Source organism: Mycobacterium sp. 236(2023) (genome assembly GCF_029623955.1).
Classification (GTDB): domain Bacteria; phylum Actinomycetota; class Actinomycetes; order Mycobacteriales; family Mycobacteriaceae; genus Mycobacterium.
Genome location: NZ_JARSBP010000014.1, coordinates 63,799 through 87,126 on the forward strand (window position 1 = coordinate 63,799; position 23,328 = coordinate 87,126).

The following is a 23,328-nucleotide window of genomic DNA, read 5'->3' on the forward strand; positions in this document are numbered from 1 at the left end:
CGCATCGTGTCGGCGGACCGCGCACATGAGGGAGTTATGACGTCAGCACCGGCACAAGCTGCGAGTGAACTGGACTCGGTCAGGGTGGCTGTTCGCGACTTCCTGATCAAAGCGTCGCCCAGTTCAGCGGTGCGGACCTTGATGGACACAGAGCGCGGCTGCGACGACGCGGTGTGGCGGCAGATGGCCAACGAACTCGGACTGCACGGAATTGCCGTTCCCGAGCAGTGGGGGGGCGCCGGTGCCGGCATGCCTGAATTGGCCGTCGTTTTCGAAGAAATGGGTTCGGCACTGCTGTGCTCGCCGTTCTTCGCGACGGTGGCACTGGCCCTGCCGACGCTGCTGAACAGCGGTGACGAATCCGCCATCGAGGAGTACGTACCGCCCCTGCTCGACGGCAGCAGCGTGGCCACACTCGTGCTCAACGGGGCCCTCGATGCGTGGGATCCGGGGGCCGTCACTATCACTGCGTCTCGGCGCGATGCAGGTCACCGGCTGTCGGGCAGCGCCCCACTGGTTCTGGACGGCCACACCGCCGACATCATTTTCGTCGCTGCAAAGTCGGAGCGGGGTGTCTCGTTGTACGCCGTCAATTCGACGGCGCCCGGACTGGAACGCGAGGCGCTGCGCACGCTCGACCGCACACGTAAAGTCGCGCGACTACGATTCGATGACGTCACCGCCCGGTTGATCGGCGCCGACGGCGGTGCCGCCACAGGCTTGGCGCGCACCGCAGATCTCGCGCTGGTGGCATTGTCCGCCGAACAGGTCGGCGCGGCCCAACGCTGCCTGGACGACGCCGTGGCCTACGCGAAAGAACGCATTCAGTTCGGCCGCGCCATCGGCAGCTTTCAAGCCATCAAGCATCGGTGCGCTGACATGCTCGTGCTCGTCGAGGGGGCACGATCAGCAGTGTTTCACGCGTCGACGGTGACGGATGACCGCGAGCGAGCGGTGGCCGCGTCGGTGGCGAAGGTGGCGTGCTCGGAGGCGCTGCTCCACGTTGCTCTCGACAGCATGCGCATCCACGGCGGCATCGGATTCACCTGGGAACACGACGCGCACCTCTACGTGCGGCGCGCCAAGTCGGCGGCGCTGATGTTCGGTAGCCCCGATCTTCATCTCGCGCGCCTGGCAGACCTCGCCTCACCCTCACGCCATCAGCCGGAAGGATCATCGTGACCCTGTCATTTTCGCTCGAGCTTCCCACCCACCGTGTGGAGGATCCCGCCGAGTTCGTTTCGGCCACAGCGATCGCAGAGATCGCGCAGGCCGCCGAAGCCGGTGGCTACGCCGCCGTGCACGTCACCGATCACCCGGCCCCCGACACCAAGTGGCTCGATCACGGTGGGCATCACGCCCTCGACCCGTTCGTCGCGCTGTCGTTCGCAGCTGCGGCGACTACGAAGGTCAAGCTGCTCACCAACGTCTACATCGCGGCCTACCGCAATCCCTTCCTCGGCGCCAAATCGATACACAGCCTGCAGGTGCTGTCGGACGGCCGATTGATCATCGGCACCGCTGCGGGCTACCTGAAACCTGAGTTCCGCTCGCTGGGAGTCGATTTCGACAACCGGGGAGCACTGCTGGACGAGGCGCTGGACGTCCTGGGCCAGGTGCTCTCCGGTGAGGACGTCGCGTATCAAGGGTCCACCTTTGCGGCCCGCGGCGTACGCCTGCGACCGGTGCCAGCAGTACTGCCACCGGTCTGGGTCGGAGGCAACAGCAAGCCCGCGGTCCGGCGCGCGGTGTCCCGAGCCCAGGGTTGGGCACCCTTCAACACCTTTGGCTACGCGACCGCTTCGCGAACCGCTGAGATCTCGACGGTCGATGAACTGGAATCGGCGATAGCGTGGGCGAAGTCGTACGCCGCCGAGATCGGGCGTACCGAGCCGCTGGACATTTGCTTTTCTGCCGGGAATCTGTTGGACGACAGCAAGTCCGCCGATGAACGGCACGGCGCCATCGCACGCCTCACCGCCGCCGGGGTGACATGGCTGCCCATCGCACCCGAAGGTGGCGACCGCGGTGAGGTCATCGAACGCGCGCAGGTCTTCGCCAAAGAGTTCATTCCCGCTCGCTAGGTCTGCTCACTGCGCCATGAGGCTGTTCCCCGAAAAGGCGTCGACGCTGACCCGGCGGGACGCGAACAGCCATCGCTCCCCCGCCGGCATCAGCACATCCCGATAGCGACCCCAGTGGTCGAGCCCGATGTCGGTATGCACCGCGAAGTAACAGCTTGTCTCGACCCGGTCAACCGCCACCGAGATGAACCGCACACTCGACACATGATGTCGAACGAAGGTCGGGCCGGGCCGACCGGCCTCTCGCCGACCGCTCATCGCCGCCGCTAGTCCCGATGCGATGGCTTCGGGACCGGTCAGCGCGTCCGGTTCGCCGGTGAACTGCAGAACACCCTCCGGGCCGAAGCATGCCGCCAGCGCACTGAGATCGAAGCGGTCGGTCGCGGCGGTGTAGTCGGCCAGCGTCTGGCGCACCGATTCGCGCACCGCCAATTCCCACATCTGCATAGTCGCTCCTCTGGAATTCCTGCTCCGACACACGATAACGTCTGTTCTCATGCCTGCACCGCGCCTCACCGAACTCCTGGAGCCCGCAACCACCGCTCTGGTCACGCAGGAGTGCCAGGGTGGTGTCATCGGCCTTCAGGCCGGCCTGCCGATGCTTGCCGACGCTGCTCGCGCCGAAGCGATCCCCAACATCGCCACTTTGCTCACCGCGGCCCGGTCAGCGGGAGCGACGGTGGTGCACTGCTTGATCCAGCGCCGTCCGGACGGGCGTGGCTCCAACACCAACGCCAGGCTGTTCGCGGCGGGAAGATCGTTCACTGCGGACCTGAGTCCCGGCGGCCCCGGAGCGTCACTCCTACCCGAACTGGGTCCGCAGACAAGCGATCTGGTATCAATCCGCACACATGGCGTCGGACCCATGACCGGTACCGATCTCGATTCACTGCTACGCAATCTGAACATCAAGACCATTGTCGGAGTGGGTGTCTCGGTCAATGTCGCCATCACGAACTTCGTGATGGATGCGGTCAACCGCGGCTACCAGTTCGTCCTGCCCCGTGACGCCGTCGCCGGAGTCCCTCGCGAGTACGCCGATGCAGTCATCGACAACAGCTTGTCCTTGCTGGCCACGGTGACCACCACGAGCGAGGTTGCGAAGGCCTGGACCGGATCGCGATCATCCTGACCCCGATATGGAGGTTGCCCTCGCTTGGTGATAACGTCATTTCCACAAAACGTAAATGCTGATATTCGCTGCTCTGAGGAGGAATCAGCCCCATGACCCGCCGCCTTCCGTACCCGGTCTTCGACATCGACAACCACATGTACGAAACGCAGGATGCACTTCTCAAGTACCTGCCGAGGCAACACAAAGGCAAAGTCGGTTACGTCGACGTCAACGGTCGACCGAAACTCGTCGTCAAAGACCACATCAGCCACATGATTCCCAATCCGACGTTCGCACGGGTGGCGCGCCCCGGAAGCGCAGAGAACTACTTCCTCGGTAACAATCCTGAGGGCCTCAACTTCCGCGAGTTCATCGGGGAGGCAATGGATGTCATCCCGGCCTACCAGTCGCCGGCGCCCCGCCTCGAGCTGATGGACGAGTTGGGCATCGACCAGTGCGTCATGTACCCGACGCTGGCCAGCCTCATCGAGGAGCGGACGACCGACGATGTCGTGCTGACCCACGCCATCATCCACGCGCTCAACGAATGGATGCATGAGCACTGGACGTTCAACTACGAGGACCGAATCTTCGCAACCCCGGTCATCTGCCTGCCGCTGGTCGACGAAGCGATCAAGGAATTCCACTGGGCGTTGGAGCGAGGGATGAAAACTTTCCTCGTCCGCCCTGCCCCGGTACCGAGCAGGTTCGGCGGCTCGCGATCCATGGGACTCCCCGAGTTCGACCCGTTCTGGGCCGAGGTGGTCAAGGCGGACATCCCCGTGACGTTCCACGCATCCGACAGTGGCTATCAGAAGCACTTGATGGAGTGGGAGGGCGGCGACGAGTACCTGTCCTTCAAACCGAGCGCCCTGCGTGAGGTGGTCATGGGCTTCCGCGCGATGGAGGACACCCTGGCCGCGCTCATCTGCCACGGTGTGCTCTCACGATTCCCGGATCTGCGAGTCCTGGTCGTGGAGAACGGAAGTGGCTGGGTGAAGAACCTGCTCCGCCAGTTGGATAAGGCCTACCGCGTGATGCCCAAGGAGTTCGATGAGCATCCTGTCGAGGTCTTCAAGCGGAACATCTACATCCACCCATTCCTCGAAGACGACGTTGCATCGATCGTCGACATCATGGGCGAGGACCACGTCATGTTCGGCTCGGATTTCCCCCATCCCGAAGGGATCGAGGACCCCCTCAGTTTCGTCGACCGGCTCGACGGCATCTCCGAGGAGGGCAAGGCGAAGATCATGGGCGGCAACGCCATCGAGCAGCTCAGACTCAAGGTCAAAGTATGACCCAGGCGCCTCCGGCACCGATGAGGTATGTAGGCATCGACGGATTCGCGGCCCACGTCGGTGAGCACCTCGGCTACAGCGGCTGGCGGCAGGTCACCCAGAAGGAGATAGACCTGTTCGCCGAGGCGACCGGTGATCATCAGTGGATCCACGTCGACCCTGAGCGGGCCGCCTCGGGGCCTTATGGTGCGACCATCGCCCATGGCTACCTGACGTTGTCGTTGGTACCGATCCTTGTGCAGCAGATCTACAAGGTCGACGGGCTGTCGATGCAGGTGAATTACGGTGTGGACAAACTGAGATTCCCGGCACCGGTTCCGGTCGGCTCGCGGATTCGCGCGGGCGCCGAACTCATCAAGGTGGACCGAAATGACAAAGGTGGACGCGCCACCGTGCGGGTCACGGTCGAAGTCGAGGGGTCCGACCGTCCTGCCTGCGTGGTCGACACCATCGCCGCCATGGTGGATGCTTGATCAGTCAGTGTCGGTGATCAGGTGACTCAACATCATCGACGCGAGTTGCCAACTGCCGCCGCGACGCACCCACCGCTCGTAATAGTGTCCATAGCCGGTTACTGAGATCCCGTTGTCATAGACGGCACGGTCCTGCACAGCCCAGATCACACTCGCGCCCGTATCTCCGAGGTCGATCTCAGGACAATGTACCTGATGGACGGTGGTCGCTCCGTCCACTAGCGCCCGCAACGTCGACAGCATTTCGTTTCGTCCGACGATGACATTGGGTTCAGAAGCGCCGTCGCACAGGCCGAATTGCACATTTGGCGTCAGCAGCGCGGCCAATCCCTGCCAATCTTTATTGTCGAGCGTTCTGCAGTATCGCGCCTTTATGGCACTGAGCTCGTGATAGGCGACGAGGTCTTCCAAGGTAGTCATGCCATCACCAGGTTCAACGACTCCAGCCGCCGCACAAGCAGACTCGGAAGCCACCGGCCGACATCTTTGGCCTCGACTTGAGATGTCCGTTCCATCATGTGACCAATGACAACCTTCGCCTCCATCCGTGCCAGAGCCGCGCCGACGCAGAAGTGGGCGCCCTTCCCGAAGGTGATGTGGCTGCGCCCTGCGGGACGGTCGAGTCGAAACTGCTCCGGCGCTTCGAAATGCGACGGATCTCGATTGGCGGCTCCCCACAGCAGAAGCAGTCGCGACCCGGCTGCGAGCTCGACACCACCCAGCTCCGTATCGTTGACGACGTGACGGTAGTGCCCGCGAAACGGAGGCTCATACCGCAGCGTCTCTTCCAGGAAGTCGCTGAGAAGTTCTGGCTGATCCCGAAGCTGTTGCTGCACTTGGGGTTGCGTCGAAAGTACCCATGCAGCGGAACCGAGGAGAGAGGCGGTCGATTCCCCGCCGGCACTGAAGAGTGTGATCATGATCGTCAAAGCCGCTATTTGATCCAGAGTTTCGTCGCGACACGCTGCGGCGAGGTCGCCTAAGAGGTTATCCGGCGCGTCTGAGGCTGCGACTTCGAACTGAGTCGAAATGTATGCCCCGAGTTCCATGACCTGAGCTCCTGCTTGTGCTAGTTGCGCGGGGGCGACCAATCCTTCAACGAACTGGGTTGCAGCGTAACCCCACTCAACCAGGCGGTCGATGTCCTCATCGGGGACACCGATGATGCGTGCCACAATCATCATCGGTAACCGATTGGCTACCGAGCCCATCCATTCGACATCGCCAGACGCGACCTCCGACTGCCACATCTCGGTGGCCGTGCTGAAGATGAATGGCTCGAATGCCCGAATTCGCTTCGCGGCCAGCTGCCGCAGGAGCGCGCGACGATGAATCGCGTGATCGGGATCGTCGGCCGTGGCTAGAACCTGCGTAGGACCGCCAAGCTCTCCCATCGGGAACGACGACACCGTTCCCTCCTGGTAGGTCATTGTTGCCGTCAGATTCGACGAAAAGTCGTCGCATCTGGCGATCGCGTCGTTGACGGCATCCCAGCCGCTGACCGCATAAAAGCTGGACTCCCCGATCCGGTGCACGGGCCCGCGATCATGCATCCGCTCATAGAGGGAGTGGGGATCTTCTATGTACTGGTCATCAAACAACGCCAAGCCAAGTTCGCCGTTCTCACCGGTCATTGTCCAAAACTGCACCGAAGCATCCGATTTCGTCAAGGAAGATAGAAAAGTCGACATCTTCCGAATAGCTCGTGTCGCCCAGCCGTCTCACGCTGCAGAGCTGACCAGCTATTTTGCGGAAGACGGTGAATTCATTTGTCGCAAGCGTGAGAATGACAGCTGACGACTGACAGGGGCAAGATTCGTGGCGCGACCGGATTGGGTCGTCGGCGGCGACCGACGAACCGCAGCGGCAGATCGCATCTACCGAGATGCGACCGACCTTGTTCTGACGAAGGGCTTGGACTCTCTGGAGGTCGACACGTTGGCCCAGCGGCTGAACTGTTCCAGGGCCACCGTCTACCGCCACGCAGGCGGAAAGGCCCATATCCGCGACGTCGTTCTGCTGCGGCTTGCCTCACGCATAGTAGACACGGTCCGCACGGCAGTCGAAGCACTCCGCGGATCGGAGCGCGTGACGACAGCGATCACAGTGGCGCTCAAGGAAATCCGATCCGATCCGCTTCGTAGCCTAATGGTCGGGGCGAGTACCAAAGCGCTTGTGAGCGAGTTACATTCCTCACCGCTGCTCAGCCACCTTGCCGCGGAACTTACCGGAATCACCGACGATGATCCGGCAGCGGCGCAGTGGATCGTCCGTATCGTGATGTCGCTGGCCTTCTGGCCCGCCCCGGCCGACTCCTCGGAACGTCAGCTGTTGGAGCGCTTCGTGGCCCCGGTATTCACGCACCCCTGAGCGACGCAGGACCGTCGTCGTGCGCGATGATTCAGCCCGGCACCAGTCGGAGGGGCAGCTTGATGGTGAGCCACCGGTTGATCCCACACGCTCCGCTGACGCCGATTGTCTTGTCCCACCCGATCAGCACGGAGCGATCGGTGGGGTCTCGCCAAAACGTGTAGGTCTGGTGGCCGGGCCACGAAGAACCGTCCGGACACCGCTGCCAACCCTCCAGTGTCCTGCGGACGTACCACACGTTACTCAGATACTTGGTCTCTGAGCTCCATCCCTGATTGCTGATCACTGTTCCCGCACAGGACTGATAGTCAGAGCACGTCGATTCGAAGACCCATCTCGCGGCGACCGTGGGCCGCGGGTCGAGTCGCTCATTGGTCTTGGCCCATTGTCCGTCCGACACGACATCGAAGGACCCGTTGAGGACGACTCCATCCTCGGGGGCAGCGGCGGCATGCTGCGCGCCCGCAGAACCGCAGGCGGCCAACGCCACCGCCACAGCTGCGGCCTGCACTGCCCATCGGGGCTTCGTCATGATCATCGGCCGGTATTCGTTGGGAGCACCACGTCTTGCCAAGTCCGTGGCGAAGCCGGCGTCACGAGATCGGTCTGGGTCCGGGCAAGGCCGTCGTCGCCGATATATCTGCCGGTCCGGGGATCGTACGGGGCGACTGCGATGGGCAGCCGTTCGGCGTTCCCACCGGCCGACGACGGCGCGGCGGCAGGCGCGGTCCCCGGTGGCGCGCTGGGCGGCCCTGCCGGGGGACCGGCTCCCGGTATCGGCGGTGCCACGAGCGTCCCCTCGACTGGTGCGGTGATTTCCTCGCCACCCTCGATGCGGTCATCGGGTGGGATCCCCTGGGCGATCAGATTGGGGTCGATCGGATTCGGCCCCAACGCATGTTGGCGCATTGCCAACGGCTGATAGGGCATCGGGCTGTCGCAGATCTCGACGGTGGGCGCCCTTTTGCCTGGGTGGCCCATACACGGGAGGTTCCGTGCGCCCCGAACGGCGATCGGAGAGTCCTGGGGCAGCTTGCAGTAGAGGTCATCGGGAGTGTCGAGGGTGGTGGTGTCGGCAGGTGACCTCCATTGCGACGGCGGTAGGAACCCCACCGTGCAGGCGGGAGGATCGCTGGCCTGGAGCCGGAAATTGCCCAACGGCAGTCCGGTGGCGTTCTTGGAGGGCGAGATCTGGTCAAATCCACCGAGGAACGACGGCAGCAGGACCAGCACCTGTTCCAGGCTCGGGTTGTAGGTGACGGCGACTTGGCCGAGGCTGGTCATGTTGGCGAGCAGGACGGGAAGTGTGGGCTTGACTTCACCGAGTAATGCCGTGACCTCCTCGAAGGCAGGTGGCCCCTTCGCCAAAATGTCCCTGATCTGAGGATCGTTATCGCGTAACTGTTGTGTGACCAGCGCCAGTTGCCGCGACCAGTCGCGGGTGTCCTGTCCGGAGGCCGACAAGCTGTCGAGGAGCGGGCCGCTGTCGTCGATCAGCTGCCGTATCGGGTCGCGCGTGGAGTTTGTGTCTGCCGATAATCGCGCGGCGGAATCCACCAGTGATCCGATGTCGTAGCCGGTGCCGGAGAAGGCGGTTGCCGACTCGTCCAGCAGTGCCGCCAGCGTGCCCCTCGGGACCGAATCCAGGAGTGCCGCGGCATTGTCGAGCAGCGGGCCCACAGGTTGCGGGATGGTGACGCTGGACTCCCGGATAACCGACCCGTCGCGAAGGTAGGGGGGCGCGGGCTGCCGCGGAAACAGGTCGACGTACTGCTCGCCGACCGCGGACATACTGCGCACCTCGGCTCTGAGATCCGCGGGGATCTCGGGAGATGCCGTCAAGGACAACGTCGCCTTGGCGCCCGACGACGTGAGGCCGACCTGCGTAACTTCGCCGACCTTCACTCCCCGGTAGGTGACGTTGGAAAATTGATACAGACCACCGCCGGCCGGCAATTCCAGGGTGACGGTGATTCGCCCGATCCCGACGAACGCCGGCACGTTCAGGTAACGCACGGCCATCACGCCGATTCCGACGATCGAGGCGATCGTGAAGATCGCGAGCTGCGTCTTCACCAGACGAGTCAACACCTAGCCTCCCGGAGTCGTCGAGTCGGGCGCGGGCGCTGCGGGTGTTTCGCCGGGGCTGGTGCCCGCGGGTGGCGGTTGCAGCGGCGCTCGCAGCGGATCGGTGGTAGTCGGATTGTAAAAGGCGTCATATCCGGGATCACCCGGTACCGGCACCAGAGGGACGTGGCCGTCCCCAAATCTCGTTCCGGACAGCAATGTTCGTTTCAGCCTGTTCACGGTCAGATCCAGCACGATGTAGAGGTTCATGTAATCACCCCGGACGCCGCGGTCAACGACGTTCTGGCCGTATGGAATGACGGTGATGTAGGCCAGCGCGGTGGCGATCTCCGGTCCCACGTCGGCAAGGGCTTTCAGCGCCGGCGCCAGATGCGTGAGGTTGCCGACCAGATCGCTGCTCGTCTGCCGGACCAATCGTGTAGTGAGATCGGAGAATTCGCGAGCTCTGTCCAGCGCAGTCATCAACTGCGGCTGGTCATCGAGGAGCACATCCAACGCCGGCGGCAGGTCTTGTAACGTCCGGGCGACGATGTCCCGTTGGTCAGCAAGCTGCTTGCTGAGCCGGTTCATCGACTCGATGGCGGCAACCACGTCCGTCTTCTGCCGCTCGAACGTCGCTACGAACGCGTCGAGGCGCTGCAGGAGTTCGCGGGCCTGCTGCTCACGTCCGCCCAAGGCCGTGTTCATCGTGTGAATGATGTCGCCGATTTGGCCGAGGCCCCCCGAGTTCACGACTGCCGCCAGTGACGACAGCGTGCGCTCCGTCGACGGGTAGGTCGACGAGCGATCGAGCACGATGGTGCTTCCGGGGCTCAGACGGCCCTGCGGAGGTTGGCCCACCGGCGGATCCAACGCCAGATGCATCGAGCCCAACAGGCTGGTCTGGCCCACCCTGGCGACCGCATTCGCGGGAATGACGACATCGCGGCGGACGAAGATCTCGACGTCGGCGTTCCAGTTGACCACCTCGGTCGCTCCGACGCTGCCCACCACGACATCGTTGATCATGACGGGCGAATTCGGTTCCAGTGAACCGATGTTCGCGATCTGAACGTGGTAGGCGGACCCGTCGCGCCCCACGGCGCCGGGCAGCGGCAGGGAGTTCAAGCCCTGGTAGGCGCACCCTGGGACCACGGCCGCAATGAGTGCCAGCGCTCCCGCGCGACGCAACCTTGTCGTCAGAGTCATGGTGGCGGCGTTCCTTCCGCCGGCGCCGGCACCGGTGCCGGCGTGGCTTCTGCGGGCAACAGAGGCCCGGGACTGGGTAAGGGCGGCGGTGCCGTGGCAGGCAACAGCAGCCCTGGCAGTGAACTCGGTGGTGGCGGCGGAGGACCATACCCAGGCGGTGGCGCCACGTCACCGGCTCCGGTGTATGCCGAGACCGCCGGCGGGGTCTCGGGCGGACCGGGCTTCCCGCCGGGCCCTCCGGGCGCCAAACCCGGCTCTGTGTAGATCATGTCGGACGGCGACGGGACACCGGCGAGGTAAGGATTGACCGGAAACGGTAGGTAATTGAAGCTGATGGTGTTCAACCCCGGTCCTAGATATTGCGCGCACAGTTTGGACGTCTCAGGTGCCGTGACATTCTCGACGGCGCCGATCGCCGAACAGATGAACGCAATGGGGTTGGAGAAGTTGTTCAATCCAAAGACGCCGTTGATACCGCCGTCACGCGGGTCGAAGAAGTTGACGGTGTTGGCCAAGGCGGTCGGCGCAACATGCAGGATCTGCTCCAGGTCCTTCTGGTGCTCGACGACGTTTTGCGTGACATTGGTGAGGCGCTGCAGTTGTTCTACGGTCTGAGTGCGCGTGCCGGCGACGAACCGCTGCACATCGACCACCACATCGGCGACGTCGCGGAGTGCAGCGTCGAGGTCGGACCTGCTGCCGTCGAGAACGCTGGACAGCGTCGCGAGCCTCCCCTGAAACTGCACGATCTGCTCGTTGCTGTCACGCAGAGCGGTGATGAACGTCTGCAGGCCGCGGATCACCGCAACGATATCGGAGCTGTTGTCGGACAACACTCGACCGGCGCCGGAGAGTTGGGTCAGCGCGTCCCGGAGCTTGGCGCCGTTGCCGCCCAGAGCGTCGGCGGTGCTGTCGATGAACCGTGCAATCGACGTATCGCCCGATCGGGGGTCGGGGCCTAAATCTGTTGCCAGGCGGTTCAGTTGGCGCTTGACCTCGTCCCATTCCACCGGGACGGCGGTTCGGTCGAGCGGGATGACACCGTGGTCGGGCAGCGTCGGGCCGTCGTCGACGTAGGCCGGCGTGAGCTGAACGTAGCGAGCCGACACCAGGTTCGGCGCAACGATCACGGCGGTGACATCCGCGGGAACCGGTATATCGCGCCCAACGGTCAGCTCGATGTCGACCTGATCGCCGTTGGGTGTTACTGCCTCCACAGAGCCGACCTCGACGCCGGCGATTCGCACCTCGTCGCCGGGGTAGAGCCCGGTGACGTTCTGAAACCGCGCAGTGACGTGTTGGGGCCCGAACGCGCGCTGGTGTATCACCGTCGCGGTGCCTCCGGCGATCGACACGGTCAACATCGCGGCGACGGCGCGTACCACTGCGCGGCGCCGCCTCACCGGGGACGCTCCGGAATTCCGTTGTAGGGGAATGGGAGTTCGGCCCGAGGCCCGGCGTCGTCGGGTGGCTGGCCCGCATCCGTGCCGCGCCTAAAACCGAAGGCATAATCGAGGAACGGTTGCAGGAACTGGCCGGGGATGAGGTTGGGCACGTAGGCGTTGTAAAACGGCCCGCTGGCAACGATCTCGCTGAAGGCACTCTGGAATTTCGCGAGGCTGGGCAGGGCCTCGCCTATTTGATCGCGATTCTTCTCCAGCACCGCCAGGACGCTGTTCAGTTTCTCGAGCGCCGGGGCGAGCTGCTTTTCGTTCTCTGCGATCAGTCCCGACAAATTGGTCGCCAGAGCGGATGTCTCTGCCAGCAACGCGGCGATCGCCCGGCGTCGCTCCACTAACACGCCGAGAAGATCATTGCCATTGAGAATGAGGGCGCTGACTTCCTGGCTGCGCTGCGCAAGGATAGTGGTGATGTCGCCGGCGTGGTCGAGTAACTCGCTGATGGCCGCGTTGCGGTTGTTCAGCGATCTCGACAACCGGGACAGCCCGTCGAAGGTCGGACCGAGTTGCGGCGCAATCTCATCGAGCGTCGTGGACAGCGTGTCCAGCGACTGGTTCAGCGACTGGGTATCGGTGCCCTTCGTGTTCGTCGTAAGGTCGCCGATCGCTTCGTTGAGCGCATACGGTGATGACGTCCGCGATGCGGGAATGACCTCCATCGAGTGCATGGGTTCGGCGCCGTGCGACTCGAGTGTCAGCATCCGCTCGCCCAACAGCGTGCCCGTGCGAATATGCGCGGTGCTTTGCGCGCCCAGCGGCACCCCGCTGTCGACGGTGAAGGTGACTCGTGCCGTGCCGCGGTCGAGGACGATGTCTGAGACTGACCCGACCTCGACTCCTGAGATCTTGACGTCATTGCCCACTCCCAGCCCACCCGCGTCGGCGAATACGGCCTGGTATCGGATCTTCGTCGCCGGCGCCGCCAGTCGCTCCGGATTGAGGCCGACTGCGATCACCAGCAGGCACAGGACAATGCCGATAAAGCCGGAACGGATCAGACGTAAGCTGCGATACTTGATCATTCGGGTTCTGTGCACCTCCCCCCGTCTTGTTCGATCCACGGGAACTGCGCAGTGCGGCCCTGCAGGTCGGAGAACCGGATGGCGATTCCGCACAGGTAGTAATTGAAGAAGTTGCCGTACGCTCCAAGGCGCATCATTTTGCGGTAGTTCTCCGGCGCCTTCTTGATCGCGGTATCCAAGCGATCGTTCTGGGCGTCGAGATTCGAGGCCAGGCGACCGAGTTCTGACACCGTCTGAGCCAGAGGCGGTCGGGCCTGGCCGAGAAGATCCGATACCGCTGCCGTGCCGTTACTGAGTGATTCGACGCTGGCGCCGATGCTCTCGCGGTCATTCGCCAGCTCCGCGACGAGGCGGTGCAACCGGTCCAGGGTTGCCGAGAAGCGTTGTCCGTCAGCGGAGATGGTTGCCGTCGCGGCCGAGAGGTTGTCGATGAGTTGCTCGAGGACGGCGCTGTTGTCGGCCAGCGTGTTGGTGAACGATGACGTGCGCGACATCAGCGATTCCAAGGTGCCGCCCTGCCCCTGAAAGATTTCGATGAGGGACGTGGTCAGCGCGTTCACATCCTGGGGATTGAGGCCCTGGATGACGGGCTTGAGTCCACCGAGAAGTTGATCGAGGTCTAGGGCCGGCATCGTCTGGTCTTCGGGGATGTGCGCCCCCGCAGCGAGGAACTCGGTTGACCCTGGGTCGTGGACGAGTTCCAGGTAGCGGTCTCCGACGAGGTTCAGGTAGCGGACCGCGGCCCGGGTTCCCTTCGTCAGCACCAGGGTGCGGTTGGCGTCAAACTCCACGATGACCGACTTGTCTGGCTGGAGTTTCACCGATCCCACTGTCCCGATCCGGATTCCGGCAACCCGTACCGATTCGCCTGGTTTGAGCCCCGACGCATCGGCGAAGGATGCGAAGTATGTTGCCGTCGAGGCTGATCTGTATCCGCTAAAGGTCATGAACAGTAGCGCGGTGAGTGCCGCCATCACCGTTGCGAAGGCGGTGAATTTCACCACGGGCGCGCTCGACCGGCTCATCCGGGCTGGCCGATCTGCGCGGTGTTGCGGGGCGGCCCTGCGATGGGACCGAACAGCATCTGCTTCAAGCCATCGGCGTTGAGCAGGATTCCCGGATTGTTGTACTTAAACGGGTTGGCGCCGGTATCTGCGACGACAAACGGAATGCGGGTCTCGAACGGCAATTTGGGGAGACCGACGCACTGCGGTCCGCCGGTGGCTGCCACCTTGGGTAGTTCGGTCGGATAGCGATATCGTTCGGCGGCGAGGTTGAAACCGGTCAGCACGATCGCTCCGGGTTTCTCCAGCGGGGCATTCTCTTTTTGCAGGTCGAGCATCGTCGCCAGCGAGCAGTACAACGCGTCCCGGTATTCATCGAGCAGTTCGGTGGTCGGGGCCAGCAGCCGCAACACCGTTGCCACGGGCTGGCTGTTGGCGGCGACCACCTCGCTGCCGGTTGTGGCGATGCCGATCGCGCTGAGAAGAAAGGTGTCCAGTTGCTGCTGTTGGTCGACGAGCGTGCGACTGAGCGCACTCGTGTTATCGGCAAGGGCCAGAAGGTCGGGCATGGAATCGGAGTAGATGTCGAGCACCTCGGGCGCCAGGGCAAGGTCCTGCGACAGGGCAGGCAGGTGCGGTTCGACGGTGCCGAGCAGAGAGGTCACTGCCTCGATGGTGGAACCGATGGCACCTCCGCGCCCCCCGATGCCCTCATTGATGGAGGTCAGGATTCCGTTGAGCTTTTCCGGCTCGATGGTATCCAGAAGCAGCGTGAGACGTTCAAACACGGTGTTGATTTCGACGGTAACGTGTTCGGCGTCAAGAACCTGCCCTGGCTGCACGGACTCGGATGCCGGCGCCGCGGGCGGAATCAGCTGGACGAATTTCGCGCCGAACACTGTGGTTGACGCGATGTCGACCCGGATATTGCGCGGGATCATCGGGACCGCGGCTGGGTCGAGTGACAGCTCGATTGCGGCATGGCCGTCGGCCTGCTCGCGAATCGATTTCACGGTACCGACCTGAATGTCTCGCATCTTGACCTTGGCGTCGGGGTTCATCACCAGCCCGGCGCGCTGAGCGATGACCACGACATCTACAGAGTCGGTGAAGCTGCCCCGGAAAAGGCTTACGGAAAGGCCGACCACTGCTGCCACCGTGACGATGGCGCAGAGTCCCAAAACGGGGCGTGTGAACCTAGCGATGACAGGCCCCCGGCGGTCAGCAAGACGGCTCGACGGGATTGCAGCTGGAGCGAAGAGCCAAGCTGCGCATGCCGAGAACAGCACAGTCCCCCTATCGTGCCGCGTCGACGGCGTAGCTCGCCGTTCGCAAATCAGTGCTTCCAAAAACGGAAACAGTCATTTCCGGCTGGGTAAGCGAAGCGTATACCCCTACGCGACGGATCTCCAGGGATCGTCAGATATTGAGAACTCGCTCGCCGATTACGTGGCGCTCCCGCAGCGCGGCGATGTCACCGTCGGACAAGCCGTGGCTGCGCAGCACGTCAGTGTTGTGTTGGCCCAAGGTGGGTGGCGCCGCCCTGTGGTGATGGGTGGGCCCGGGGCTGATGTGGAACGGCCAGCCCGGGTATCGGTGGCGACCGGTGATGGGGTGATCCAGGTCCTCGTAGAAACTACGAGCTTCGAGTTGATCGATCTGGTACATCCGGTCTGAGGTCAGTAGCCGTTCGGCGGGTACCCCCCGGGCGCCGAGCTGTTCGACGGCATCATCGGGATCCCGCTGGGCGCTCCAGCCGGTGAGGATCTCGTCCAAGTCGTCGTGATACGCGAGTCTGGCACGCGCGGAGGCGAACCGGGGATCCTCGGCCAACTCGGGTCGCCCGAGAACCTCGACGGTCGCCCGCCAGTCGGCGTCGTCACGCACGCTGACGGCGACCCATTCACTGTCCTTGGCTGTGGCGTATACGCCTTGGGCGTACACCCGGTGACGATTTCCCTCGCGCGGCCGTACCGTCCCAGTGAGCGAGTATTCGATCACCGGTTCGGCCGTGACGGCGGCGCCGGCCTCGATCTGAGCGACCTCGATCAGCTGCCCCTCACCGGTCCGCATCCGATGTTCCAATGCCGCCAAGAGCGCCACCCCGGCGTGGACTCCCGCGATCGGGTCCGCGGGCCCCTGCAAGTTGCAGGGCGGGCCATCGCTGTAACCAGTCACCGCGGACATGCCGGACAGCTGCTCGATATTGAGCGCCCATCCGACGTAGTCGCGCCATGGTCCTTCCAATCCGAAGCCGGGCATCCGCACCATCACGACGTCGGGATTGGACTGCACCAAGGAGTCGTAGTCGAGGCCGAACTGTTCCACTACCCGCGGCGAGAAATTCTCCACGACGACATCGGCCTCGGACGCCAGCGCTCTCGCAATCTCCAGACCGTCGCGCGACGACAGATCGAGGGTGATGTCCCGCTTGTTCAGGTTCGTGCCCTGCCACAGCGGTCCCCGCTCGTACCAGTCGTCGCCCTCACGAAGCAGAGCCCCCGAGTAGCGGTGTCCATCGGGTCGTTGGATCGATTCGACCTTGATGACATCAGCACCGAACGCCCCGAGATAGCACGTCAAGTACGCACCGGCCCAGAATGTGCTGAGATCGAAGACCTTCAGCCCGGCAAAAGGCAGCGCGACATCTGAGACGGCATGAGACGGACGAGGCAGATCGCGTTCGGGCCATTGCGCCGTGGGCGCCGGTCCAAGTCGGGGGGCCGCCGACGGCGACGTGGCGGGGGACGTTCCGGACAGCCGGAATGGCGGGCCGGGTCGCCGGAAGTGCGTTGACTCGCAGCCGGTTTCAGGACCCCCGCGGAAAAAGTTGCGGTCCGCATATTGGGGGCACTGCGCGATGGATGCGCCGTCAGAAACCGGCGCGGCGGGGATCCGCATCGCTTGGCTGATGTCGACGATCTCGGCCACGGTCATCGAGTCCAACCACGGCTGGACCTTGGCGAAGAACTCGTCGCGTTCCGGTCCGCCGAGCATGATCGCGAGCTGATGTTCCTCGAACTCGGGAAGGCCCACCATCGCGCAGACGTCGAGCCAATGCTGCCCCGTGAGGCAGTTGATGCCGATCCAACCGTCGGACGCGCGAACGATGCCCAGCATCGGTGCGGCTTTGGCATTGGTCGGGAGTCCCATGCTGCGGAGTCGCTCAGCCAAGAGCATCGGATAGGGCAGGGTTGACAGCAGCGATTCGAACGCCGAAACATCAACCTCGACGGGCCGTTTGCGTTCCGCGCCCACGAGTCTGAGCGCAGTCAACGCACCCAACGCCGCGTATGCGCCCGCAATGTACTCCGGAATTCGCGCACCCGCCTGCACCGGTGGCCGGCCGAACTCCCGCTCGTTCACCCATCCGGAGGCGGCCTGCAGTGTCAAGGCGGTCGTCTGGCGGTCGCGTAGAGGCCCGTGCTGGCCGAAGTCAGAGATGCGCACGATGACGAGGCCCGGGTTCAGCGATTGCAGCTGATCGACGTCGAAAACCGAATTCCATTGTGCGAGTGCGCCCGGGGCCAAGTTCTCAACCAACATGTCCGCGTCTTCGAGCAGCTCACGTACCCACGCGCTGTCCCGTCCAGCTGCGAGATCAACCGTGCCACCGACTTTTCCAGCATTCAGGTATTCGAAAAGGCCGCTATGTCCGATTTCGTCAGCCACCGACGGTCCCCAGGTTCGCATCGGGTCGCCCGAGGCGGGCTCCAGCTTGTGAACCTCGGCGCCGAGATCGACCAGGAGTTTTGTGCAGTAGGGAGCCGAGATCTCTGTGCCGACTTCGACAACACGGAGCCCAGCCAGCGGACCCCGAATCACGCCGGCACTCCGATCGCCTTGGGCTCCATATAGCCTCGCAACCCCATCACGCCCCCCTCGCGACCGATACCGCTCTGCTTGAAACCGCCGAAAGGGGCATCACCGGGAATGGTCCCGTTAATAGAGACTTGCCCGGTGCGGATCTTGCGGGCGACGCCCAGCGCACGATCGACATCACTCCCCCAGACCGCGCCGCCCAGCCCGTACTGCGAGTTGTTTGCGATCGCGACCGCGTCGTCGTCGTCGCGATAGCGCAGAACAGTCAGCACCGGCCCGAACACTTCCTCCTGCGCGATATAGGAATCGGCGGTAGCGCCAGTGAGAATGGTCGGCTCCAAATAGAAACCTTGGTCGAGATGTTTCGGTCGTCCTCCCCCGGCGACGACGGTCGCGCCGTCTCGCTGAGCCTGCGCGACGAAGCCTTCTACCCGGTCGAGGTGTTCACCACTGATGAGCGGGCCCATCGTCACGTCCGGGTCGGCAGGATCACCGACCACGACGCTTCCGGCGAACTCCGCCAGCCGATCGACGATCTGGTCATGCAGCGAATCGGGGACGAGAAGACGGCTGTTGAGAATGCAGGCCTGCCCGGCATGGAGCGTGCACCCTTCGAACAGCAGACGCTGCAGCAGTTCGTCGTTGATCTCCGCGTCGTCGAGCACGATCGACGCGGATTTTCCCCCACACTCCAATAGGATTCGCTTCATCGTCTCGGCGGCTCCGGCCATCACACTGCGGCCCACCGCGGAGCTACCCGTGAAGCTGACGATGTCCACTCGCGGGTCGACCGTCAACGCCCGGCTGGCCTCCACGCTGGTCGGCGTGACCACGTTGACCACACCCGCCGGGATGTCGGTCTGTTCGTCGATGATCCGCGCCAGCGCCAAGGCCGCCAGCGGGGTCATCGGGGACGGTTTCAGGACCACGGTGTTCCCCGCGGCCAGTGCCGCGCCCACCTTCATGGCGTTCAGGGTGTGAGGGAAATTCCACGGCGTCAGGATGCTGACCACGCCCAGCGGCTCGTAGCGGAGCAGCGTATTTCCGGCAGCGCCCCATGCATCCATCGGAGCCTCCGCAGGCTCCATGGCAAGCTCGGCGGCATGGCCGACCATGAAGGCCGGTCCCTCCACGTGGATGATGCGCTCGTTTGCCGAACACCCCCACTCGGCCTGCGCCAATGCGTTGATCTCGTCGGCGCGTGCCAACATCGCTTCGCTAAGTTGCTGTATACAGCGTGACCGCTCTGCGGGCTCCAGCGCGCTCCACCGGCCGGAGTCGAAAGCTGATCTGGCCGCCTTGATCGCATCCTGTACTTGGCGGACGCTGGCGTCGGGCGCGGTAGTGATCGTCTGCTCGGTGGCCGGATTGATGACCTCGTACCGCCCTGCGTCGGGATCGACCCACCTGCCGTCGATGAAGTGTCCGTAGGTGTCGACGAGGGGGCGTTTTTCGGCCATCAGCGGTGTCGTGCCTTCCTGGTCTGCGATGCGATCTGCCGAACACAACGCGGACACGTCTAGCCCTACATATCGGATCTTTGTGTACACCTGGCGACACCGATGCGTCAATCGAATGCTCTTTGATCTGTGCAAACACCGATTGACACATCCTCAATCCGTGCGGTAGACACAAGAGTTGCCGGACATATTCTGCGTATGTGTACGGTGACCGTCAACGAGCGGAAGGCGCACCGTGCCGACGACCACAGTCCCCCTGCACTCCCCGGACTTCTACGCCGGCGACCCGTACCCGGCCTACAGAGAACTTCGCAACTCAACGCCCGTGGTGTGGAACGAGGACACCCAGTTCTGGGCGCTGCTGAAGTACGAGGACGTCCGTTACGTCTCCGGTCATCCGCTGCTCTTCTCGTCCACGCAGGGGATCACGATCCCCGACCCGAGCCTGCCTGAACCCGTCCAGGAGGGAAACCTGATCTTCACCGACCCGCCACGGCATCGACAACTCCGCAAGTTGATCAACTCGGGGTTCACCCGTCGTCAAGTGACGTTGCTGGAGCCGAAGGTGCGGGAGATCGTCCAGGGCATCGTCGACGATGTCGATCCGTCTCGTCCGTACGAGTTCGCCGAGGAGATCGCAGCACCGCTGCCTACCCGGATGATCGCCGAGATGCTCGGCGCCCCGCCGGAAGACTGGGAGCAGTTTCGCACCTGGTCGGATGCGGCCGTCGGTGGCGCCGATCCCGACATCGAGATGGATCCCCTAGTCGCGATGGCCGAACTGTACGAGTACTTCATGAAACTGATCGCCATTCGCCGCTCCGGGGCGGTCGGTGATCACGACGACCTCTTGACGATCCTCGCCGCGGCAGAGGTCGACGGCGAACGCCTGTCGGACGAAGATCTGCTCAATTTCTCGTTCCTGCTACTCGTCGCGGGAAACGAGACGACGCGCAACCTCATTGCGCTCGGCACGCTGGCGCTGATCGACAACCCGGACCAGTTCGCGTTGTTGCGGTCGAATCCTGAACTCATGCCAAGCGCCGTCGAGGAGATGCTTCGCTTCACCAGTCCCGTCACCCATATGGCACGTCGGGCTACCCAGGACGTCGAGATCCGCGGCCAGCAGATCAAGTCAGGTGACACGGTAGTGATGCTCTACGGCTCGGCGAACCGCGACGAGGAGATCTTCGGACCCACCAGTGAGGTGTTCGACATCTCCCGTAACCCCAACCCGCACATCGCTTTCGGCGCCGGGGAGCACGCCTGCCTCGGGGCGCAGCTGGCAAGGCTGGAGGCAAGGATCATGTTCGAGGTGCTGCTGGGTACCTATCCGACCATTGAACTCACCGGAGATGTCACCCGCCTACGCGCCACGATGGTGCCCGGCGTCAAGAACATGCCGGTACGACTGGGAGCCACCGTCTAATGGACTTCGACTACACGCCGGACCAGATTCAACTCCGCAAGGACTATCGCGAACGCCTTGAGGCGGTGATGACGCCGGAACGGCGGGCAGCCGTGGCCGGACTCATGGAGGGTGGTGCCGCCATGACCGAGGTCCGCCGCGCGCTGGGCGCGGCCGGACTGCTCGGAGTGGCATGGCCGACCGAGTACGGCGGCCACGGGCTGACCGCGATGGAGCAGTACATCTTCGGCGAGGAGGCCCGCCGGGTGAATGCGCCGTTGCCGATGATCACGCTGAACACCGTGGGCCCCACACTGATTCAGTTCGGCACCGATGAGCAGAAGAACACCTTCCTGCCCGCCATCCTGCGCGGTGAGGTCGACTTCGCCATCGGATACTCCGAACCCGGCGCCGGCAGCGACTTGGCTTCGCTGCGTACGACTGCCGTGCGGGACGGCGACGAGTTCGTCATCAACGGCTCCAAGATGTTCACCAGCGGCGCGGAGTTCGCCGACTATATCTGGCTCGCCGCACGCACCGACCCGGACGCCAAGAAGCACAAGGGCATTACGCTTTTCATCGTTCCGACCAGTGCACCGGGCTTCTCGTGGAAGCCGCTCCACACCATGCCGGGGGTGTCGACGTACTACACCTTCTACGACGATGTGCGTGTTCCCGCGACCGCAATCGTGCTGGGCGAGAACGAGGGTTGGAAGCTGGTCACCAACCAGCTCAATCTCGAACGCGCGGCGCTGGGCAATCTCGGAGCTCTGGAACCGTTGTTCCACAAGACGTTGCAGTGGGCACGCGAAACCCGGCTGGACGACGGCCTGGTGATCGACCAACCCTGGGTACAGCAGGCACTCGCCCGGGTCGAGGCGCAGGTCTCCGCGTACCGGCTGCTCAACCTGCGGGTGAACGCCAACATGGGTTCCGGCGCGCTCGGCATGGCCGAGGCCTCCGCCGCAAAGGTTTTCGGTACCGAACTCACCCAGCAGGTGGCAGGTGAACTGCTCGACGTCGTCGGCCACCCCGCCGTCCGCAAGGACGACGCGGCCCCGCTGAAAGGCGAACTGGAAAGTGCCTATCGGCTGGCGGTCATCAACACCTTCGGCGGAGGAGCCAACGAGCTTCAACGCGACATCATCGCGATGGCCGGCCTCGGGATGCCACGGGCACCTCGCGACATGCGGGCCTCATGACGAAAAGTGCTCAAACGATGAAAAGGACGGGTAAGTGACTGAGGTCGACAAAGACGAGCTGCGTGGGCGACTCGATGCGCTCATCGGGCAGCCGATCAGCTCGGGACAGCCGGTGAAATCGCCGGATCCGGTGAACGCCGCCATGATTCGGCACTGGGCCTACGCGCTGAGCGACTTCAACCCCGCGTACCTCGACGAGGAATTCGCCAAGAGCTCACGCTACGGCGGTATCGTGTCCCCGCCGGTCATGCTGCAGTCCTGGACGATGGCCCCACCCAAGCTGGAGGGCATCCACGACCGCGGCGGCGTTCCTGTCGAACTCGGTGAGAATCCACTGCAGTTCCTCTCCGACGCGGGCTACACGGGCATCGTCGCCACCAACTCCGAGTTCGAGATCGAGCGTTACCCGCGTGTCGGTGACGACATCACGGCCGAAACAGTCTTCGAGACCATCTCGGATGAGAAGAAGACTGCCATGGGCACCGGATTCTTCGTCACCTGGATCACCACCTACCGCAACCAGGACAACGAGGTCCTGGGCCGTCAGCGATTCCGCACACTGCGGTTCAAGACGGGAGGCTGAGATGGCCAGCCGGCTCGCACCCTCGATCAGCCCGGACACCGAGTTCTTCTGGTCCGGACTCAAAGAGAATGAATTGCGCATCCAGCGCTGCACGAACTGTCAACAGCTGCGCGTACCGCCACGGCCGATGTGCGGGAATTGCCAGTCGCTCGACTGGGATTACGCCGTATCGACCGGACGCGGGACGGTGTACAGCTTCGTCATGCCGCAGTACCCCCCGCTGCCGTTCCTACAGTACCCGTACGTCGTCGCCCTCATCGAGCTGGACGAAGGCGTGCGCATCGTGTCGAATCTGTGCGACATCGAACCCGGCGATATCAAGGCCGGAATGCCCGTCGAGGTCTTCTACGAGACCTTCGAAGCACTCCCCAGCGGCGACGAACTGGTTCTGCACCAGTTCCGGCCTGCGGGCTGAACCGAGGCGAACACACCATGGACTTCTCCTTCACCGAAGAACAGGAAACCGTCGGCAAGGTGGCGCGGCAGCTCTTCGAAGCGCGTGCGACACCCGAGCATCTCAGCGAGCTCGAAGCCGGCGAGGTGCGCTACGACGATGCACTGTGGCGCGAACTCGCCACCTCCGACCTGCTGGGTATCGCGCTGCCCGAAGCCGTTGGCGGCAGTGGAGGAGGATTCCTCGAATTAGGGGTCCTGCTGTCGGAAGTCGGCTGGAGCGTCGCCCCGGTGCCCGTCTACGCGACCCTCGCGCTCGGTGCGGACACCATTGCGCGACATGGCGATTCAGAGAT

The 23,328-nt window shown here is 63.7% G+C and carries 23 protein-coding genes; 11 read left to right on the top strand and 12 right to left on the bottom strand.

Translation table 11 applies throughout. The annotated features are described in order from the left end of the window. Positions 1–36 precede the first annotated feature (36 nt). Both P9A17_RS32075 and P9A17_RS32080 read left to right on the top strand, forming a co-directional pair. Positions 37–1,182 carry an acyl-CoA dehydrogenase family protein gene (locus tag P9A17_RS32075; RefSeq protein ID WP_278042837.1) on the top strand — a complete coding sequence of 382 codons (1,146 nt, stop codon included), beginning with the start codon at positions 37–39 and terminating at the stop codon, positions 1,180–1,182. Then, positions 1,179–2,084 (top strand): TIGR03619 family F420-dependent LLM class oxidoreductase, encoded by a 906-nt coding sequence (locus tag P9A17_RS32080; RefSeq protein WP_278042838.1) that lies wholly within the window; start codon positions 1,179–1,181, stop codon positions 2,082–2,084. The genes P9A17_RS32075 and P9A17_RS32080 overlap by 4 nt, the downstream gene beginning before the upstream one ends. Positions 2,085–2,090: 6 nt before the next feature. Here P9A17_RS32080 and P9A17_RS32085 read toward each other — a convergent pair whose 3' ends face one another. Beyond that, positions 2,091–2,531 carry a nuclear transport factor 2 family protein gene (locus P9A17_RS32085; protein ID WP_278042839.1) on the bottom strand — a complete coding sequence of 147 codons (441 nt, stop codon included), beginning with the start codon at positions 2,529–2,531 and terminating at the stop codon, positions 2,091–2,093. 49 nt (positions 2,532–2,580) lie between these two features. Between P9A17_RS32085 and P9A17_RS32090 the strand changes: the two genes are divergently transcribed. The 3 genes from P9A17_RS32090 to P9A17_RS32100 all read left to right on the top strand — a co-directional run bounded on the left by P9A17_RS32090 (position 2,581) and on the right by P9A17_RS32100 (position 4,972). Continuing rightward, on the top strand, positions 2,581–3,216 hold the full coding sequence (locus P9A17_RS32090; RefSeq protein WP_278042840.1) for a cysteine hydrolase: 636 nt from the start codon (positions 2,581–2,583) through the stop codon (positions 3,214–3,216). Between the two features lie 83 nt (positions 3,217–3,299). Continuing rightward, the gene (locus tag P9A17_RS32095) at positions 3,300–4,499 is read left to right on the top strand and encodes an amidohydrolase family protein (protein WP_278042866.1); all 1,200 of its coding nucleotides are present in this window, start codon (positions 3,300–3,302) and stop codon (positions 4,497–4,499) included. Then, on the top strand, positions 4,496–4,972 hold the full coding sequence (locus P9A17_RS32100; RefSeq protein WP_278042841.1) for a MaoC family dehydratase: 477 nt from the start codon (positions 4,496–4,498) through the stop codon (positions 4,970–4,972). The genes P9A17_RS32095 and P9A17_RS32100 overlap by 4 nt, the downstream gene beginning before the upstream one ends. On the opposite strand, the gene P9A17_RS32105 is transcribed toward P9A17_RS32100, so the two are convergent. Both P9A17_RS32105 and P9A17_RS32110 read right to left on the bottom strand, forming a co-directional pair. Then, complete coding sequence (locus P9A17_RS32105; RefSeq protein WP_278042842.1) at positions 4,973–5,392, bottom strand: nuclear transport factor 2 family protein; 420 nt, start codon at positions 5,390–5,392, stop codon at positions 4,973–4,975. It abuts the gene before it with no gap. Further along, positions 5,389–6,606, bottom strand: a complete 1,218-nt coding sequence (locus P9A17_RS32110; protein WP_278042843.1) for a cytochrome P450 — start codon at positions 6,604–6,606, stop codon at positions 5,389–5,391. The genes P9A17_RS32105 and P9A17_RS32110 overlap by 4 nt, the downstream gene beginning before the upstream one ends. Before the next feature lie 184 nt (positions 6,607–6,790). Between P9A17_RS32110 and P9A17_RS32115 the strand changes: the two genes are divergently transcribed. After that, on the top strand, positions 6,791–7,342 hold the full coding sequence (locus P9A17_RS32115) for a TetR family transcriptional regulator (RefSeq protein WP_278042844.1): 552 nt from the start codon (positions 6,791–6,793) through the stop codon (positions 7,340–7,342). Positions 7,343–7,373: 31 nt separating this feature from the next. Here the strand turns inward: P9A17_RS32115 and P9A17_RS32120 are convergent, their stop codons facing one another. The 9 genes from P9A17_RS32120 to P9A17_RS32160 form a co-directional block, all read right to left on the bottom strand. Then, on the bottom strand, positions 7,374–7,874 hold the full coding sequence (locus tag P9A17_RS32120; protein WP_278042845.1) for a hypothetical protein: 501 nt from the start codon (positions 7,872–7,874) through the stop codon (positions 7,374–7,376). Positions 7,875–7,876: 2 nt separating this feature from the next. Continuing rightward, on the bottom strand, positions 7,877–9,433 hold the full coding sequence (locus P9A17_RS32125; protein WP_278042846.1) for an MlaD family protein: 1,557 nt from the start codon (positions 9,431–9,433) through the stop codon (positions 7,877–7,879). Next, complete coding sequence (locus P9A17_RS32130) at positions 9,434–10,618, bottom strand: MCE family protein (RefSeq protein ID WP_278042847.1); 1,185 nt, start codon at positions 10,616–10,618, stop codon at positions 9,434–9,436. Then, positions 10,615–12,021, bottom strand: coding sequence for an MCE family protein (locus tag P9A17_RS32135; RefSeq protein ID WP_278042848.1), 1,407 nt, complete (start codon positions 12,019–12,021; stop codon positions 10,615–10,617). The genes P9A17_RS32130 and P9A17_RS32135 overlap by 4 nt, the downstream gene beginning before the upstream one ends. Beyond that, the gene (locus tag P9A17_RS32140; protein ID WP_278042849.1) at positions 12,018–13,100 is read right to left on the bottom strand and encodes an MCE family protein; all 1,083 of its coding nucleotides are present in this window, start codon (positions 13,098–13,100) and stop codon (positions 12,018–12,020) included. Before P9A17_RS32140 ends, P9A17_RS32135 begins: the two co-directional genes overlap by 4 nt. Beyond that, the gene (locus P9A17_RS32145) at positions 13,097–14,125 is read right to left on the bottom strand and encodes an MlaD family protein (protein WP_278042850.1); all 1,029 of its coding nucleotides are present in this window, start codon (positions 14,123–14,125) and stop codon (positions 13,097–13,099) included. The genes P9A17_RS32140 and P9A17_RS32145 overlap by 4 nt, the downstream gene beginning before the upstream one ends. Further along, positions 14,122–15,393 (bottom strand): MCE family protein, encoded by a 1,272-nt coding sequence (locus P9A17_RS32150; protein ID WP_278042851.1) that lies wholly within the window; start codon positions 15,391–15,393, stop codon positions 14,122–14,124. Before P9A17_RS32150 ends, P9A17_RS32145 begins: the two co-directional genes overlap by 4 nt. Before the next feature lie 130 nt (positions 15,394–15,523). Next, positions 15,524–17,926: a CoA transferase gene (locus P9A17_RS32155; RefSeq protein WP_278042867.1), complete on the bottom strand. Its 2,403-nt coding sequence runs from the start codon at positions 17,924–17,926 to the stop codon at positions 15,524–15,526. Beyond that, on the bottom strand, positions 17,926–19,386 hold the full coding sequence (locus tag P9A17_RS32160; RefSeq protein ID WP_278042852.1) for an aldehyde dehydrogenase family protein: 1,461 nt from the start codon (positions 19,384–19,386) through the stop codon (positions 17,926–17,928). Before P9A17_RS32160 ends, P9A17_RS32155 begins: the two co-directional genes overlap by 1 nt. A gap of 256 nt (positions 19,387–19,642) precedes the next feature. On the opposite strand from P9A17_RS32160, the gene P9A17_RS32165 reads away from it, so the two are divergent. From P9A17_RS32165 to P9A17_RS32185, 5 genes are all read left to right on the top strand, one after another. Next, the gene (locus P9A17_RS32165) at positions 19,643–20,815 is read left to right on the top strand and encodes a cytochrome P450 (RefSeq protein WP_278042868.1); all 1,173 of its coding nucleotides are present in this window, start codon (positions 19,643–19,645) and stop codon (positions 20,813–20,815) included. After that, on the top strand, positions 20,815–21,996 hold the full coding sequence (locus P9A17_RS32170) for an acyl-CoA dehydrogenase family protein (RefSeq protein ID WP_278042853.1): 1,182 nt from the start codon (positions 20,815–20,817) through the stop codon (positions 21,994–21,996). The genes P9A17_RS32165 and P9A17_RS32170 overlap by 1 nt, the downstream gene beginning before the upstream one ends. A gap of 34 nt (positions 21,997–22,030) precedes the next feature. After that, the gene (locus P9A17_RS32175) at positions 22,031–22,579 is read left to right on the top strand and encodes a MaoC family dehydratase N-terminal domain-containing protein (RefSeq protein ID WP_278042854.1); all 549 of its coding nucleotides are present in this window, start codon (positions 22,031–22,033) and stop codon (positions 22,577–22,579) included. Between the two features lies 1 nt (position 22,580). After that, complete coding sequence (locus tag P9A17_RS32180) at positions 22,581–22,994, top strand: Zn-ribbon domain-containing OB-fold protein (protein WP_278042855.1); 414 nt, start codon at positions 22,581–22,583, stop codon at positions 22,992–22,994. 17 nt (positions 22,995–23,011) lie between these two features. Next, positions 23,012–23,328, top strand: a 317-nt coding sequence (locus P9A17_RS32185) for an acyl-CoA dehydrogenase family protein (RefSeq protein ID WP_278042856.1), incomplete at its 3' end; no start/stop codon positions are given.